This is a genomic window from Streptosporangium sp. NPDC000509, from assembly GCF_042898365.1.
In the GTDB taxonomy this organism is placed as follows: domain Bacteria; phylum Actinomycetota; class Actinomycetes; order Streptosporangiales; family Streptosporangiaceae; genus Streptosporangium.
In genome coordinates this window covers 66,549-82,556 of record NZ_JBIAYX010000001.1, presented here as the reverse complement: position 1 = coordinate 82,556, position 16,008 = coordinate 66,549, and the positions used below count along the sequence as shown (strand labels likewise).

The 16,008-nt window shown below is 70.3% G+C and carries 11 protein-coding genes; 2 read left to right on the top strand and 9 right to left on the bottom strand.

Annotated features, from left to right (window positions below; all coding sequences use genetic code 11):
- Positions 1–28 precede the first annotated feature (28 nt).
- The 5 genes from ACFY3D_RS00195 to ACFY3D_RS00175 form a co-directional block, all read right to left on the bottom strand.
- On the bottom strand, positions 29–1,615 hold the full coding sequence (locus ACFY3D_RS00195) for an arabinofuranosidase catalytic domain-containing protein (RefSeq protein ID WP_389972914.1): 1,587 nt from the start codon (positions 1,613–1,615) through the stop codon (positions 29–31).
- Positions 1,616–1,735: 120 nt separating this feature from the next.
- Entirely contained in the window at positions 1,736–3,190 is a 1,455-nt protein-coding gene (locus ACFY3D_RS00190) for a hypothetical protein (RefSeq protein ID WP_389972911.1), read from the bottom strand.
- A 452-nt stretch (positions 3,191–3,642) separates the two neighbouring features.
- Entirely contained in the window at positions 3,643–5,331 is a 1,689-nt protein-coding gene (locus tag ACFY3D_RS00185) for a PQQ-dependent sugar dehydrogenase (protein WP_389972909.1), read from the bottom strand.
- 146 nt (positions 5,332–5,477) lie between these two features.
- Positions 5,478–7,307 (bottom strand): ABC transporter ATP-binding protein, encoded by a 1,830-nt coding sequence (locus tag ACFY3D_RS00180; RefSeq protein ID WP_389972906.1) that lies wholly within the window; start codon positions 7,305–7,307, stop codon positions 5,478–5,480.
- A 259-nt stretch (positions 7,308–7,566) separates the two neighbouring features.
- The gene (locus tag ACFY3D_RS00175; RefSeq protein WP_389972903.1) at positions 7,567–8,211 is read right to left on the bottom strand and encodes a hypothetical protein; all 645 of its coding nucleotides are present in this window, start codon (positions 8,209–8,211) and stop codon (positions 7,567–7,569) included.
- Positions 8,212–8,479: 268 nt separating this feature from the next.
- Here ACFY3D_RS00175 and ACFY3D_RS00170 point away from each other — a divergent pair, with 268 nt between their 5' ends.
- A complete protein-coding gene (locus tag ACFY3D_RS00170; protein WP_350947093.1) occupies positions 8,480–8,620 on the top strand; it encodes a hypothetical protein in 141 nt (46 codons plus the stop codon).
- A 195-nt stretch (positions 8,621–8,815) separates the two neighbouring features.
- The gene (locus ACFY3D_RS00165) at positions 8,816–9,364 is read left to right on the top strand and encodes an Hsp20/alpha crystallin family protein (protein ID WP_350947094.1); all 549 of its coding nucleotides are present in this window, start codon (positions 8,816–8,818) and stop codon (positions 9,362–9,364) included.
- Between the two features lie 162 nt (positions 9,365–9,526).
- Here the strand turns inward: ACFY3D_RS00165 and ACFY3D_RS00160 are convergent, their stop codons facing one another.
- Genes ACFY3D_RS00160 through ACFY3D_RS00145 form a run of 4 tightly spaced genes read right to left on the bottom strand, consistent with a single transcriptional unit; the run spans position 9,527 to position 15,696 of the window.
- Positions 9,527–13,345, bottom strand: a complete 3,819-nt coding sequence (locus tag ACFY3D_RS00160; RefSeq protein ID WP_389972900.1) for a type I polyketide synthase — start codon at positions 13,343–13,345, stop codon at positions 9,527–9,529.
- Positions 13,346–13,376: 31 nt separating this feature from the next.
- Positions 13,377–14,420 carry a ketoacyl-ACP synthase III family protein gene (locus tag ACFY3D_RS00155; protein WP_362907116.1) on the bottom strand — a complete coding sequence of 348 codons (1,044 nt, stop codon included), beginning with the start codon at positions 14,418–14,420 and terminating at the stop codon, positions 13,377–13,379.
- Between the two features lie 17 nt (positions 14,421–14,437).
- Complete coding sequence (locus ACFY3D_RS00150; protein ID WP_389972895.1) at positions 14,438–14,689, bottom strand: phosphopantetheine-binding protein; 252 nt, start codon at positions 14,687–14,689, stop codon at positions 14,438–14,440.
- Entirely contained in the window at positions 14,686–15,696 is a 1,011-nt protein-coding gene (locus ACFY3D_RS00145; protein ID WP_350947099.1) for a ketoacyl-ACP synthase III family protein, read from the bottom strand. Before ACFY3D_RS00145 ends, ACFY3D_RS00150 begins: the two co-directional genes overlap by 4 nt.
- Positions 15,697–16,008 lie beyond the last annotated feature (312 nt).

Genomic DNA, 16,008 nt, shown 5'->3' with positions numbered 1-16,008 from the left:
CTGGGAACCCTTACCGCTCTGTGCCCGCTCAGCGATAGCCGGCGGACACCACGCTTGCCTGTACCGCGTTCTCGGTCGCGTCGGACGGGTAGCCGGCGACCATGGCCCCTTCGTAGAAGGTGCCCGCACTCAGGTTCGCACCGCCGTCGGGCTTGCAACAGTCTCCGCCGCTGCCCAGGATGATCGCCCCCTGCTTCTTCATCGGGCTGTATCCGGGCGGGAGCGCGCCGTCCCACAGCGTGTAGAGGCTGCCGGACTGGGCGTTGCTGCCCTTGATCGCGAAGCGCGTGGTGCCGTTGTTCTTCAGGGTCGCGGTGACGAACTTGCTGTTGAAGGCGCGCTGGTTCGGGTTCCAGCTCTGGCTGCCGCCGGGGAAGAGGCCCCATTCGAGGTCGGCCTGCACCCAGGGACCCGTGCCGGAGCAGCCGCCGAACCAGCACTGGGTGCTGAAGTTGATGGCGTCCATCGCCCCGGCGGCGTCGGCCTTCCTCGTCGTCTCGCTGTTGCCGTAGTCGAAGCAGCAGCCGTTGTTGACGTGGGTGCCGCTGGTCACCATGTACATGCCCTCGGGGGCGGCGCCGGTCGGCACCCCGGTGAGGTGTCCGTCCCGCCAGTAGCTGTTGCCGGGGTTGATGTAGAGCGAGTACGCCTTCGCGCCGCCCACGGTGAGGGACTCCGAGGTGGCGATCGCCGGCCTGCTCTGCGGCGAGCCGGGAACCACGCTCGATCCCTGGTACCAGAGGTCGTTGCCCCGTCCTGACTGGTCGAAGACGACCGTCACCACGCAGGTCGTGCCGGCGCAGAACGAGTCCTGCGTCGCGGCGTTGGCGGTGCCGCCCGCGGCCAGCAGGCCGATGTTGCGGGTCGTGTTGTCCGACGAGCGGCGGACCTGGTACAGGTTGCCGGCGTACGCCTGGTAGAGCGCCCGCGTCGTGCTGTGGGCCGCCACGCACGGGGTGCCGCCGGAGGCGTAGATGTCGCATGGACGCGCGCCGGGCGGCGGTGGCGTCGGCGTCACAGTCGGCGTCGGGGTCGGGGTGGTGGGTGAGGTCCACTGCTGGTTGGTACCGCCGTGGCACGCCCACAGGTGGATCTTGGTGCCGTTCGCGGTGCCGGCGCCGTTGGCGTCGAGGCACAGGCCGGACTGCACGCCGGTGATGGTGCCGTTGGCGTTGACGTTCCACTGCTGGTTGGTCTGGCCGTTGCAGTCCCAGATCACCGCCGCGGTGCCGTTCGAGGTGCCCCGGCCGTAGGCGTCCAGGCACTTGTTGCCGTAGACCATGAGCTGCTTGCTCGACGTCCAGGTCCAGATCTGGCCGGCGCCGCCGTGGCAGTCCCACAGTTGTGTCTGGGCGCCGTTGGCGGTGCCGGCGTTGGGGACTTCGAGACAGCGGCCGGACGCGGTGCCCACGATTCTGGTGCTCTGCCCCGGCTCGATGGCGGCCGCCGCCGCCGACGCGGCCGCCTCGGCCGGAGCCTGGATGCCGGGGGTGGCGCCGCCGACGATGAGGACGCCGGCGAGCGCGCCGGCCAGGGCGCTCAGCAGCCGGAGGCGACGGCGTCGGGGCATGGGGTCGCGGACCTGCCCTGACCTGCTGCGTAACGGGATTCGCACGGTGTGACTCCTGTTCTGTTGTGGGAAAGCGAGGGGCTGCGGATGTTCCACGGTGACGGTGCTGTTGAACCGATTCGACAGCACTTCCACCGTGTTGACGGCGACTCTGGCCCGCCAGGGTCACCGACGGTGGGCGAGTGGGGCCTGCGGTGTCGCGTCCGGGCGGGAGTGCTGGGCCACCGCCACCGACGGGAAGCCGCCGTTCGAGGGCGGCAGCAGGGTGATGGTGTAGGTGTCGGTCTGGTTGCCGTACGGCAGGGTCACCGTGACGTTGTTGTTCGACAGGTTCACCACGTTGTTCGAGACCGTGATCGGGCCCTGCACCGCGCCGCCGCCGTTGTACGGGATGCGCTGGGTGAGGACACGCACCTGGTTGTTCTGCACGATGCCGCTGGTGGTGTCCAGGCGCCGCAGGTTCACGGTCAGGTTTCCGGTGGTGCGACCGCCGCCGACCAGCACCTTCGCGACCCCGCTCGTCTTGGTGGCGTGCGCGTCGTACGACGGCCCGGCGGTCACCGAGACGACCTGTCCGGTCTGCGAGGCGTAGTAGCGGTAGACCCACCACTCGCCCTTGGGCTGGTGCCGGCCGGCCGAGTTGCGGACCAGCAGGTTGGCGAGGTCGTTGTGCAGGTCGCCGCCACCGGCCCAGTTCGCCCGCAGGCCGTCCGCGCGGGCCCGCTCCAGCCGCGCGATGTACCAGGCGCCGTCGGCGGGGTTCTGCTCCTCGGGCGCGCCGTACTCGTTGATCTGGTAGGGGCGGGGGTGCGGGATGCCGCGCGGGTCGAGGGTGGCGTTGGCGGCGGCGACGTCGGCGACCGGGTCGCCGGGCAGCGAGTGCCAGCTGATGATGTCCGGCACCGTGTCGGTCGAGCGGACGAAGTCCAGGTACTGGTTCCAGAAGGTGTGCGTGGTGGACGGGACGCAGGCACAGCTCGGGCCGACGATGAGCCGGCCGGGGAACTCCGCCCGGATGCGCCGGTAGGTGCGGCGCCACAGTTCGAGGTACTGGGAGATCGGGCGGTTCCAGAACAGGGTGATGTTGGGCTCGTTCCAGATGTCCCACTGCACGCTCAGCCCGGAGGCCCGGACGTCGTTGACGAGGCGGTTCAGGAAGTTGTCGTAGTCGGTCCAGTTACCGTTGTCGCCGGGGAAGCGGGAGATCCCGGCGCCGTCCGCACCCCACAGGTCGTGTGGCAGGAGGATGAACCGGCCGCCGAGGGCGACGGTCCTGCGCGCCTGGGCGAGGGTGGAGTTCCACCGGCGGTCGTAGGTCCCGCCGACCCAGCCGCTCCCGGGGAGCTGCGCGCCGCCGGCGCGCATGAAACGGAAGTTGACGTCGCGGAAGAAGTGGTCGGCCGGCCCGACGGCGTTCTCCGGCATGCCGTAGATCCAGCCGGAGGCGCGGTAGGTCGGCGCACCGTCGGTGGTGGAGAAGTCGACGGTGATCGACTCGTCGGCGGCCTGGGCCGGGGAGCCGGTGACGGTCACGGAGGCGCCGGTGACGAGCAGGCCGACCACGAGGCGGGCGACGAGCGCACGGGATCGTCGCGGCCTGCCGCGGGAGGGGGCTTTCACGGGCGGCTCCTTGTGGGGCGCTGGGGGGACGCTCTCCGGAGGGCTGCACTTGCGAACCGATTCGAAAGGATCGTAGGACCGGTCACCGAAGCATGTCAATGAAGTGACGGTTCGATGACATCGGTGTTTCGTAAAACACGGCCCTTAGCGTCATAGATGCCTTGACTGTTCCGGGGTGGACGGGCCATGTTCACCCTGCTTTATTCATCGAATCGGTTCGCTTCACGCCGAGAATCGGCGTCGACCTGCGCATCCCCGCCCGACGATCCGCGCGAAGCGCGGCGGATGACGGGGCTCGGCCGTCGGTGGCCGAGGCCCCGGTCGAACACGAACCGAACCGCACCCGCCTCGCACGGCGATGCGAGGCGGGTGCGCGTGCCCACCGGGATCGGCGCGCCACCAGGGGACCGATTCCCCGGTGGCGTGCCGGTTCTCTCAGGCGTGGGCAGGACTCAGGGGCTCGTGCACTGGTAGCCGGACGGCGTCTGGGTGTTGCCGTTGGGGCGGCTCGCCTGGAAACCGAAGGTGGTGCTCTGGCCCGGGCCGAGCGCGCCGTTGTGCCCGGCGCTCCTCGCCGTGACGGTCTGCCCGCTCACGGTCAGCGTGGCGTTCCACGAACCGGTGACGGCGTGGCCGCTCGGCAGCGTGAAGGTCACCGTCCAGCCACTGGTCGTGGACGTGCCGGTGTTGGTGACCGTGACCGGCTGGATCACGTATCCGTTCGACCACTGCGTCTGGACGGTCCCCGTCGCCGAGCACCCACCGGGGCCGCCGCCACCCGGGGCGGTGGTGACCGTCACCGTGTTCGACACCGGCGAGAGGTTGCCCGCCGCGTCGCGGGCCCGGACCTGGTAGCGGTAGGTGGTGTTCGCGGTGAGCCCGGTCTCGGCGTACGAGGTGGTGGCCGAGGTCCCCACCTGGGTGAAGGTGCCGCCGGACGCGCCCGGCGCGCGCAGGACGTCGTATCCGGTCACGCCCACGTTGTCGGTGGAGGCGGTCCAGGCCAGGGTGGTGCCGGTGGAGGTCGTTCCCGACGCGGCGAGGCCGGCCGGCGCGGTCGGCGCGGTGGTGTCGCCCCCGGTGGTGGCCGGTGGGACGCGGACGATGCGGTCGTCCTGCGCCGCCGGGGTGCCACGGCCGTCCCGGTTGCTGGTCGCCACCCAGAGCCAGCCGTCCGGACCGACCGCGACCGTGCGAAGCCGCCCGTAGGTGGACTGGAACTCGGCCAGCGGCGTGCCGGGGGTGCCGGCGCCGCTCAGTGGCACCGTCCAGAGGCGCTGGCCGCGCAGCGCGGCGACGAAGAGCGTGTTGTTGGCCCAGGCCAGCCCGCTCGGCGACGCCTCGGCGGTCGTCCACGTGACGATCGGGTCGCGGAAGGAGGGGTTGTTGCAGGTGCCCTCGCACGTCGGCCAGCCGTAGTTGGAGCCCGCGACGATCTGGTTGATCTCGTCCCGGGTGTTCTGTCCGAGTTCGGCGGCGTACATCCTGCCCTGGGAGTCCCAGGTCAGGCCCTGGACGTTGCGGTGGCCGTAGGTCCAGACGCGGGAGCCGGCGATCGGATTGCCCGAGGGCACGCCTCCGGTGGGTGTCATCCGCAGGATCTTCCCGGCGAGGCTGTTGAGGTTCTGCGCGTTGGCGGTGGTGCCGGCGTCGCCGGTCGCCACGTAGAGCATGCCGTCGGGCCCGAAGGCGATGCGGCCGCCGTCGTGGATGGTGGCGCTCGGCACCCCCGAGAGGATCACCGTCTGTGTCTGTGGCGCGGTCAGTTGCAGCCTGACCAGGCGGTTGTCCCCGGCGGTGCTGGTGAAGTACGCGTACACCCAGCCGTCCTGGGCGTAGGTGGGCGACACGGCGATGCCGAGCAGACCGCTCTCACCCGAGGCGCTCACCCCGCTGATGGTGGCGACCGCCGTGGGTGTCTGGTCCGGCCGCACCCGCAGGATGCGTCCGGTGTTGCGTTCTGACACCAGCGCGCTGCCGTCCGGCAGGAACGCCAGACCCCAGGGAACCTGGAGGCCCGTGACGGAGACCTGCGCCCGGGAGAAGTCGAAGCCGCCCACCACCTGGGCGCGGGCCTCGGGAGCGGTGACGACCAGCGCGAGCAGAGCCAGAATCAGGGCCGGTATGACGCGGGCGCGCATGATGGCCTCCTTGACCGAATCACTTTACGTATGTCAGCACCGTAGGCACGCGGGCCGCGGAACCTCAAACACCGTGATCGATCCACCCTGACACTCTGGGAGTACGGCGTCACACCGGTGAAAATTTCACGCGAACGGTGAGACTCTCAGCGGTGGACGGCGTCCGAGCTGTCCTCTTCGAGGAGGAAACCGCCGGACTGGTGGTGCCACAGGCGGGAGTACGGTCCCTGGGCACGAAGGAGCTCGTGGTGGTCGCCCTGTTCCACGATGCGGCCCTGGTCGAGGACGACGAGGCGGTCCATGCGCACGACGGTGCTCAGCCGGTGCGCGACCACGAGGGCGGTGCGGTCACGCATCAGGCCCCACAGGGCCTCCTGGATGAGAGTCTCGCTCTCGGAGTCCAGCGCGCTCGTGGCCTCGTCCAGCAGCAGGATCGGCGCGTCGCGCAGGATGGCGCGGGCGAGGGCGACGCGCTGCCGCTGGCCGCCGGAGAGTTTGACGCCGCGTTCCCCGACCAGCGTGTCGAAGCCGTTCGGCAGGGTCTCGGCGAACTCCGTGACGTGCGCCGCCCGCGCCACCCGGTGGATCTCGGCATCGGTGGCGCCCGGCCGGGCGAAGGCGATGTTGTCGCGCAACGACCGGTGGAACAGGGCGGGCTCCTGCGGGACGTAGGAGATCAGGCTGCGCAGGTCGGCCTGGCGGAGCCGGGTGACGTCCTGGCCGCCGATGAGGATCCGGCCGCCCTCGATGTCCATGAGGCGTAGCAGCAGCCGGGTGAGGGTGGTCTTGCCGCCGCCCGACCGGCCCACCAGGCCGACCTTGGTGCCGGTGGGGATGTGCAGGTCCAGGCCGTCGAACAGCGGTGGATTGCCGGAGTGCGCGAACGTCACGCGCTCGAACCGGACGCCGGCGTCGGCGGGGCGCAGCGGCTGCGGGTCCTTGGGGTCGACGACTGCCGGCGGGGTGAGGAGGAGCTCGGTGAACTGGGCGGACTCGGTGAGCACGCTCTCCATGCGACGGTAGATCTGGTTGAACTCGAACATGATGTTGATCGAGGTCGTGTAGTAGCTGAACGTCACCACGATCGCCTCCACGCCCAGGCCGCCGCGGAGGGTGATGGCGAGGAGCAGGCCGAGGGTGCTGGTGAGGATCGAGAGCGGGGCGATGACGGTGTCCACCCGGAGGTTGGCGTAGTCCCAGGAGCGGAGCGTCAGCCCGCGCTGCTCGGCGACCCGCGCCCGGTGCTTCGCGGCCTCGCGCTCCTCGGCGGCGAACGCGCGGACCGTCTCCATGTTGGCCAGCACGTCGGCGATGTGCCCGGACACCCGCACCTTCGCGGCCTCACGCTGGTCCACCAGTCTCTGGCGACGGCGAATGAGCGGGGCGATGACGAGGCCCGTGACGACGATGAGGCCGAGGAGGGCGAAGACCAGCAGCGGGTGATACCGCCACAGCACCACCGAGGCGAAGGCCAGCGGCACCACCTTGGCGATGATCGAGAAGGTGAGCGTGTCCACGAAGTTCTCGAACCCGCCGGAGAAGCTCAGTACCCGCTTGGTCAGCGAGCCGGCGAAGTTGTCGTGGAAGAACGCGGCGTCCTTGGCCAGCAGCCTGTCCATGGCCATCACCCCGAGCCACTCGACACCCCGGGCGTCCGTACGGTTCAGGAAGTGAATGCCCACCCGCCACAGCACCTCCCCGGCGAGCAGCGTCGCGCCGAAGCCGAGCACGTACGGCATGAGGGCGGCGACGTCGTCGTCCCCGCCATCGGACAGGCGCCCCACGATCGCGCCCACCGCGAGCGGGGCGAGATAGAACAGGCAGGTGTTGCCCAACGCGGGCAGGGTGAGCGCGGGAACGGCGACCCGCCACTGCCTCAGCAGCTCCCGGTTGTAGTACCGCAGCGCCAGCAGGACGGCCGACCTCCGGGGAGACGGTCTGTCTTCTGGAGAATCGAGTGATTCCAGCACGGCCATCCGCCCCTCCGAACACCCTCGGTTATGGCAATGGTGACGCAGGGTGTCAGGAGGATGCGAACGATTTTTCGCCGGCCGGATCGTCAAGGCTCCGTCGCCCCGGCTGGGCGGCGGGTCCGAGGTTCTCGGGGGCGGTGGGTCCTCCCGGTCAAGTGCGTGCCGTGGCCGGGAGGGCGGCGAGCGGGACTCGTGGAGGTCCGCGCAGGTCAGGGGCCGTTGAAATCGTCCGCCGTGCTTCGGCCTTCACGCCGGGAGCGGGTCAGCCGCCCGGTGGGGGGTCGGGCCAGTACGGGACCGATCGCTCGGCGGCGGACACGATGGCCGCGCCGTCCAGGGTGGTGATGCTCAGCTCGATCCCGCCATCGGGCCACTCCACGCCGAGTTCGAAGGTCTCCGGGGGCGGTGAGGGCCAGAGCCACAGTCCTATGTTGAAGAGACTCCCTTCGTCATTGTCGCCGCTACGCAGGGACGTGCCTCCGAGCAGCCAGGAGAGCTGTGGGCTCGCGGGCGGATCCTGCGGGAGCCTTGCCAGGTCGAACCTCTGCCCGACGGTGGTGGCCTTGGTGCCGTCGGCGAAGCGGACGCCGAACCGCAGCAGGTTGTCCGGTAACCCGCGGGCGCTCACGCTGGAGATCATGTGGGGGAACACGGACATCTGGAGGGCCTGGAAGTCGTCGGGGGGCAGGGAACGCCGCCTCATGACGATCTCCACGTCCAACAGGCATCCGGTGGTGAACGCCCGGATCGTCGGCAGGGTGACGGCGACGTTCGGGGTGCGGGCGAGCAGTAGATCGCTGGTCACTGCCGCGCCCATCTCCTCCGCGGGCGGGGCGTACCAGGCGGGCGGCCCGAGTTTGGGCGGGCGGAGTGCTTCTTCCTGTGCCGATGGGGGCTCGAAGAACATGCTTTTACCATATGAAAAAAATTTCGCGAGCGCGGGGCGGGGAATCGCCGCGTTCGTCGGCGGTCGACCTCCTTCCTGGAGGACACGGGCCCATGGTCCAAAGATGGACAATCATCGCTTTTATCCTAAAATCGCATACTTTGTGTATGTGGTGCGGAAAGACATCACCTCCCCGGGCCGGGCGGCGTGACCGCGGCCCTCGACGGCGCCGGGGGATTCGCGGCCGAGGACCGGCCGGAACCAATGATCAAGTGGAGGTCCACCCGTCATGAGCACGCATGTTCACGTCCGCCTCAATCGCGACATGACCGTGACCGAGGGGGGCGAGCTGCTCGTGCTGTCCCACTGCCGATGCGGTGCCACCTGGACCACGTCCTACCGGGCCGAGGAGGGGGAGCCCGAGAGGTGACCCGGTGGAGGTCACCGGGGACGCCGCCCGGCGGGGCGGGTGGGGTCGGCGGCGAGTGTAGTCGCGACCTTTGTCGGGTATCTGTCACTACGCGGTAGCGCTGTGCTACTGGCCGCGCGGGCCGTTGCCCTGCTGCGGCCGAGGTTCCCTCGTGGGGGACGAGGAGCCTGATTCAAGCGTAAGCAGGGGGATGTCATGACATTGCCGATGAGGCGCACCAGGGGCGGCCACATGCACGGGGTCGAGCCGTTCGCGATACTGCGAAGGGACCCCTTCGGGGAGATGCAGGACCTGTTCAGCCAGCTCGGACTGCTGACCCGGCCGACGGTCGAGGGCGAGGCGGAACGCCCGTGGATGCCGATCGCCGAGATCGACGAGATCGACGACGCCTACCTCGCCAGGCTGGAGATGCCCGGCATCTCACCCGAGGACGTCGAGATCTCCATCAACGGCCGCGAACTGTGCGTCAACGGCGAGGTCCACAAGGAAGAGGGAAGTTCCAACGCGCTGCGGGTTCGGACGGGACGATTCCACTTCCACACCTCGCTCCCCTCCGACGTGGACCAGGAGGGCGTGGAGGCGTCGATGGAGGAGGGGATCCTGACCCTGCGGATCCCCAAGGCCACCCAGGGACAGGGGCGACGCATCCAGGTCAAGGCCGGGCATTCCAAGGGGCGCCCGGAGAGTGGACGTTCGGAGAGCGGCCGCTCCGGAGGGCGATCCGAAGGCGGAAAGCGGTCCTGACCGGGCCTTTCCCCCTCACGTCCGCAGGTCGAGGTTCTCGCCGTCTCCCGACGCCTCGCTGTCCGTGCGCGGCCCGCATGTCCGACTGAGCCGTCCCCCCCGCACCGCACGCGCTAGCCGGGTGGCCGAGAGGGATCCCTCTCGGCCACCCGGCCGGCGGCCTCAGCCTCCGATCGCGAGCACGCTCTCGGCGGCGGTCTCCGTCGCCACCTCCGGTCCCGGAGCCGTGAGAAGCTCCACCAGGTGGTTCGCGATCGCGGTGATGGTGGGCTGCTGCCACAGCAGGGTCGCGGGGAGACGGCGGCCGAAGCGCTTCTCCAGACGTCGCCGGACCATGATGGTCATCACCGAGTCGAGCCCCTGCTCGACCAGGGGACGCCTGATCGCCAGGTCCTCGGGGGCGAGCCTCATCACGGCGGCGATCTCCGCGCGGATCTCGGGCAGGACACGCTCGCGCAGGTCCTCGGGCGCCAGACCGGAGAACGACTCCGCGGGCCCACCGAGATCCTCCTCGGCCGGGGCGGGCGCGTCGATCACCGGATAGCGGAGTCCGGTGAGGTGTCCTACCACCCGGCCGTCCACGTCGGCGAGGAGCACCCGGACGGTGTCCTCGGCGGCCAGGTCGACGGCCGCGTCGATGATCACCGTCGAGGGGGGCGCGCCGGTCAGCGTCATCTCGTCGATGTGCACGACCATGCGCAGCACCGGATCGCCGGGGAACACGCAGGGGGCCACGGACATCGCCGCGTCCAGCGCCGGCGTCCAGCCCTCCGCCTCCCCGGTGTGGACCGTGGCCCGCAGCACGCCGTCCCCGCTCAGCAGCGTCTCGATCGTCCAGTCGAAGCCCGTCGAGGGCACGCCGACGGTGGCGAGCCGCTTGTGCACGAACCCGGGATCGATCGGGGTGAGAGCGTCCGCGTCCGGCAGCATGTCGGGTTTCACCTGGCCAGGGGCGGCCACGTCCGCGGTGACGTGCACCAGCCAGGCGGGTTCCGGCTCGTCGGGACCGGCCGGGGTACGGGCCGCGAGCCGCACCGCCGGAGGCTCGTGCACGACCTGGATCTGCCTGCGTTCCGCGGTCATCAGCGGATGCATCATCTCCACGTCGGTGAGTGTGACGTCCTCGTCCTCGACCGCGTGCAGGAACGTGTTGACGAGCACGGCGGCGGGCACGATCTCGACCCCGTTGAGGGCGTGGCTGCCCGGGTAGGGCCGGTTGGCGTCCTCCAGGCTGGTCCGCCACACCCGGGTCCGGCTGCCCGCGAGGCCGGTCCCGGCCCCGAGCAGGGTGTGGGAGTGCACGTCGTGCCCCCGGTTGTCGTCCCCGGTGTACGCCTCGCGCCAGTGGCGGCGGTGCTGCCAGGCGTACGGCGGCAGGTCGGCCAGGCCGCCGGACGGCTGCAGCCGGCTCCAGTCCACCTCGACGCCGTGGCAGTGCGCCGTGCCCAGCGCGACGAGGAAGGTCGAGGACTCGGGCTGGTTCCTGCGCAGTGACGTGCCGACGAACACGTCGTCGAACCCGTTCTCCGAGAGCGTCTCGGTCACCGAGTGCGCGACCACGGGGTGGGGGGAGATCTCCAGGAACACGCGGTGGCCGTCCTGCGCCGCGGCCGTCGTCGCCGCGGTGAGCCGCACGGGGTCGCGCAGGTTCGCCGCCCAGTACGCGCCGTCCAGGACGGGCGTCGACCGGGGGTCGGCCAGCGCGGTCGTGTACATGGGGACGCGAGGCGCGCCGAACGAGAGATCGGCGACGGCGGCGGCGAGTTCGACGGCGAGCGGGTCCATGTGCGGGCTGTGGAAGGCGACGTCGGAGGCCACCCGCCGCACCACGATGCCCTCGGCGGGCCACTCGTTCACCACCGCCTCGACCGCGGCGACGTCGCCGGACAGCACGGTGGAGCCGGGGGCCGACGAGATCGCGGCCACCAGGTCGGTACGGCCGGCGAGCCGCTCCGCCGCCTCCTCGAACGACAGGTCGACCATCGCCATCGCCCCCTCGCCCTCGACCTGGCGCAGCAGCCGGGAGCGGCGGCAGATCAGGCGGGCGCCGTCGGCGACGGTCATCGCGCCGGCCGTCACCGCCGCCGCGATCTCGCCGACGGAGTGGCCGATGACGGCCTTCGGAGTGACCCCGTACGCGTTCCAGAGCCTGGCGAGGCCCAGCTGCATCACGAAGATCATGGTCTGCACGCGGTCGATGGTGTCGAGATCGCCGTCGGCGAGGACCTGCCGGGGCGAGAAGCCGATCTCCTCGACGAAGATCGGCTCCACCTCGTCGACGAGGGACGCGAACTCCGGCACGGCGAGCAGTTCCCGCCCCATTCCGCGCCACTGGCAGCCCTGGCCGGAGAAGACCCAGACCGGCCCGGGGCCGAGTTCGGGCAGCACGTCACCGGTGATGACGCTCTCGGCGGGCACGTCATCGGCGAGCCTGCGCAGACCGGCCGCGAGCTCGTTCTCGTCCGCCCCGATCACGACGGCGCGACGGGCCAGATGGGTGCGCCGGAGCGCGAGCGTGTGCCCCGCCGACGCCAGGTCGAGCCCTTGGCCGAGTCCCTGGTCGAGGCGGTCGGCGAGCTTGCCCGCGTACTGCCGCAGCGCCTGCTCCGAGGCGGCCGACAGCGGGAACAGCCGCTCCCCGCCTTCCTCGCCCCGGGGGACCTCCTGGGCCGCGGGGGCCTGTTCGAGCACGATGTGCGCGACCGTGCCGCCGTACCCGAAGCTGGAGACGCCCGCCCGGCGGGGGTGGTCACGCTCGGGCCAGGCCGATTGCTCGGTCACCACGCGAAGGCCCGAGGTCTCCCACGGGATGGCCGGGTTCAGGGTGTCCAGCACGCTCGGCGGGATCTCACCGCGGTGGAGGGCGAGCACCGCCTTGATGACGCCGGCGATGCCGGCGGCGCCCTCGAGGTGACCGATGTTGGACTTCACGGAGCCCACGAGGCACGGGTCGCCGGGGGGCCGCGGCGTGCCGTACACGGAGGAGAGCGCTCCCGCCTCAAGCGGGTCGCCGAGCCGGGTGCCCGTGCCGTGCGCCTCGATGTAGTCGACGGTGGACGGTGCGATGCCCGCCTGCCGGCAGGCCCGGATCATCACGTGTTCCTGGGCCTGTCCGCACGGCGCCATGATGCCGTTGGTGTGCCCGTCCTGGTTCACGGCGCTGCCGATGACGAGCGCGAGGATCCGGTCACCGTCGCGCCGGGCGTCCGACAGCCGCTTGAGCACGACCACGCCGCAGCCCTCGCCGCGTCCGTAGCCGTCGGCCGAGGCGTCGAACGACTTGGACCGCCCGTCGGGGGCGAGGGCTCCCGCCGTGCCGAGCGTGAGGGTCTGACCCGGGGTGACCAGCAGGTTCACGCCGCCGGCGAGAGCGACGTCGCTCTCGCCGAGCCGCAGGCTCTGGGCGGCCAGGTGCAGAGAGACCAGCGACGCCGAGCAGGCGGTGTCGATCGCCATGCTGGGGCCGCGCAGATCCAGGGAGTAGGAGATGCGATTGGCGACGGCGCAGGTCGCGGCACCGATCCCGGTCCACGCCTCGATCTGGGGCAGGTCCTCGAGGAGGCGGCCTCCGTAGTCGGCGGTGCAGACCCCGACGAACACCCCGGCGTCGGTGCCGGTCAGCTTGTGCGGCGGCAGGCCGGCGTTCTCCAGGGCCTCCCACGCGGTCTCCATCAGGATCCGCTGCTGCGGGTCCATCAGCTCGGCCTCGCGGGGCGACAGGCCGAAGAACTCCGCGTCGAAGCCCTCGATGTCGTCGAGGAAGCTGCCGTGACGTACGGCGTCGCGCAGCGAGGCGGCGTGCTCGGGGCTTCGGTTCTCGTACGGGCGCCAGCGTTCCGCGGGCAGCGGCCCGGTCGTGTTCCGGCCGGCACGCAGCAGGTCCCAGAACTCGTCCGGTGAGCGGGCGTCGCCGGGAAGGCGGCATCCGATCCCGATCACCGCCACTGGTTCCACCTGGACTCCGCGCGTACTGTCGGCCATCTGCGTTCGTTTCCCTTCGGTCAGACCCACTTCAGACCCACTGAGGATTGTCGATGATCTTGATGACGGCGCCGGAGACGGTCACTCCCGGCCCGGTGCCGAGCATCAGCACGTGGTCGCCGGGGCCCAGCTGCCCGGTCAGGAGCAGGTGGTCGAGGGAGAGGGTCTGGTCGGCGGCGCCGCAGTGGCCGATGGTGCGACCGTAGTCCCAGGTCGAGCGGGACATGGGAAGGTCGAGCATGGCCATGCACCGCTGTTCGACGATCTCCTCCGAGTAGTTCATGAACGCCACCCGGGTGAGGTCGCCGGCCTCGATCCCGCTCTCGGTCAACGCGCGCTCGACGACCTCCATCAGCGCCCGCTGGATCTTGAACAGCGCCGTGGTGGCCTCGCCTTTGGGCATGACCTGCTGCCTGAACTGCTCGTTCCTGGCGGCGAAGCTCATCCGGCGCCCGACCGTGACGCCCGGAGGGAAGAGAGGCTCGCTGCCCCGGTGGAGCTCCTCGGCCTCGGTCACCGTCGTCGTGCAGACCGACGTCAGGCGCGCGAAACCCGTCCCCTTGGTGAGCACGAGCGCGGCGGCGGCGTCCCCGCCGATGTAGCCGGGGCCCATCCGCCACCGGTCCATCAGCGGGGTGCCGTAGTTGTCGGCGGCGACCAGCAGGGCGGCCTGCCTGCCGGGTACGGCGTCCAGGTGGCCGGCCGCGAGCTCCAGGGCGATGAACATCCCGTTGCAGCCCTGCCGGATCTCGGTGGCCAGGACGTCCCCGCCGACGAGGTGACGCTGCAGGTAGGAGTGCGGGGGCCAGCCGTCGGGACCCTGGTGCCACGTCGAGGCGTACAGGAGAAGATCCAGGTCGCCCGGCGCGCGCCCGCTGCGCTTGAGCGCGCTCCGCGCCGCGTGCAGGGCCATCTCCGGAGCCGGTACGTCACCGGCCACCACCGCCCCGGCCAGGTTGTGCAGCTCGGCCTCCTGCGCCGGGTACCAGCCTTTGGCGACGGCTTTCTCGACGCTGACGACGGTGCGGGGGAGGAAGGCTCCCACCCCGCTGATGTAGGTGTCCGCCAACTGCATGACTCTGCCCTCGCCAGCTAGACGGATTCGAGTTCTTCGACCATCGCCACGATGGTCACGACGTCCTTGAAGTTCTCCGGGTCGAGCCTCGCGGCGGGAATCGGGACGCCGATGTCCTTGCGGAGGAAGTTCAGCAGCCGCGCGGTCCGCAGGGAGTCCAGGAGCCCCGACAGCAGGAGCGGGGTCGTCTCGTCGACCTTGATGTCGTCGCCGTCCAGGACGAGGTTCTCCTGGATGAAGTCGACCAGCCTTCGCGTGAGATCGGTCATGCGCGTGCCCCTGTCGTGACGGGAGAGGTGGCCAGGACCCTGAAGACCGCCGCGGCGACGGACGTTCCCGAGCCGAACCCGACCGTGAGCAGGTGATCGCCGGCCACGAGCCCGCCGGTCGCGACGAGATGCTCGAAGGCGATGAACTGGTCCACCGCGCCGCAGTGGCCCACCCGCCTTCCGTAGTCCCATGTCGTCTGGTCCTCCTCGATGCCCAGCCAGGACATCTGCCCGTCCAGGTCCTCGCGGCGGCCGTGCGGCAACGCCACCCGCGTGATGTCGGAGAGTTCGATCCCCGCCTCGTCCAGGGTCTTCTCGACCTGCTGCATCATCGTCTTCTGGATCGTGAGGTGGATCCCGGTTCCCTGCTTCTTGAGCAGCCTCTGGCGGAACTCCTCGTGCCGGTCGCCGAAGCTCAGCCCTCTGCCGACGGTGGCGTCCGGGGGGAACAGGGGGTAGGCGCCGTCGTTGACCGCGTCGGCCTCCGGGATCACCGTCGCGTTCACCGAGAGGAGCTCGGCCATGCCGTAGTCCTTGCCGAGGAGGAGTGCGGCCGCGGCGTCGCCGATCAGCGCCCCGGGGGTCATCCGCCAGCGGTCCACCAGTGGGGTGCCGTGGTTGTCCGAGGAGACGACCATCGCCGTCTCCCGGTCCGCGTCGGCCTGCAGATAGCTCGCCGCCAGTTCGAGCGAGCTGATCATCCCCACGCAGCCGCTCCGGATCTCGAACGCGGGAACGTTCCCACCGAGGAGGTGCATCTGCAGGTAGTGCTGGGGCTGCCAGCCGTTCGGGCCCTGGTGCCAGACAGACGGGTAGAGCAGCAGGTCGAGGTCGCGCGGGGAGGACTCGCCCCAGCGGTCGTACGCGTCCAGGACCGCGAGCCGTGCCATCTCGGGCGCGGGCATGTCGCCGGCCACCGCCGCGCCGATCTGCTGGAACCTCTCGACCTCCTCGGCCGGGTACCAGCCCTCACGAACCGCCTGCTCGACGCTCACACTGTCAGGCACATAAACGCCGAGACTCCTGACGAATATGTTGGATGTACGCACACGTCCCCTAACTCATCGACGATCCCGGACAACGGCCTTCTGGCAGCGGAAGACGGCTTATCCGATTTATTTCGGGTCACGGGATATCAAGTGACCTGCGGCCGGGCAATGAAAAGCGGGAAATGGGCCGGCGGCCGTCGGGGGCAACAATAGGGGCGGACCGTTGCGGAAAGCAATATGGACGTGAGCGGCCGGTCGGTGACATTCCGTGACCGGGTTCCGACGGAATGTATTCAACTCTGGAAATGCGCCTTTCCGCTCCAGGTCACG

Excerpts from the sequence above, each read along its gene's own strand:
- ACFY3D_RS00150 (WP_389972895.1), bottom strand. The coding sequence starts at position 14,689 with ATGACCGATCTCACGCGAAGGCTGGTCGACTTCATCCAGGAGAACCTC.
- ACFY3D_RS00180 (WP_389972906.1), bottom strand. The coding sequence starts at position 7,307 with ATGGCCGTGCTGGAATCACTCGATTCTCCAGAAGACAGACCGTCTCCC.
- ACFY3D_RS00185 (WP_389972909.1), bottom strand. The coding sequence starts at position 5,331 with ATGCGCGCCCGCGTCATACCGGCCCTGATTCTGGCTCTGCTCGCGCTG.
- ACFY3D_RS00165 (WP_350947094.1), top strand. The coding sequence starts at position 8,816 with ATGACATTGCCGATGAGGCGCACCAGGGGCGGCCACATGCACGGGGTC.
- ACFY3D_RS00160 (WP_389972900.1), bottom strand. The coding sequence starts at position 13,345 with ATGGCCGACAGTACGCGCGGAGTCCAGGTGGAACCAGTGGCGGTGATC.
- ACFY3D_RS00175 (WP_389972903.1), bottom strand. The coding sequence starts at position 8,211 with ATGTTCTTCGAGCCCCCATCGGCACAGGAAGAAGCACTCCGCCCGCCC.
- ACFY3D_RS00155 (WP_362907116.1), bottom strand. The coding sequence starts at position 14,420 with ATGCAGTTGGCGGACACCTACATCAGCGGGGTGGGAGCCTTCCTCCCC.
- ACFY3D_RS00170 (WP_350947093.1), top strand. The coding sequence starts at position 8,480 with ATGAGCACGCATGTTCACGTCCGCCTCAATCGCGACATGACCGTGACC.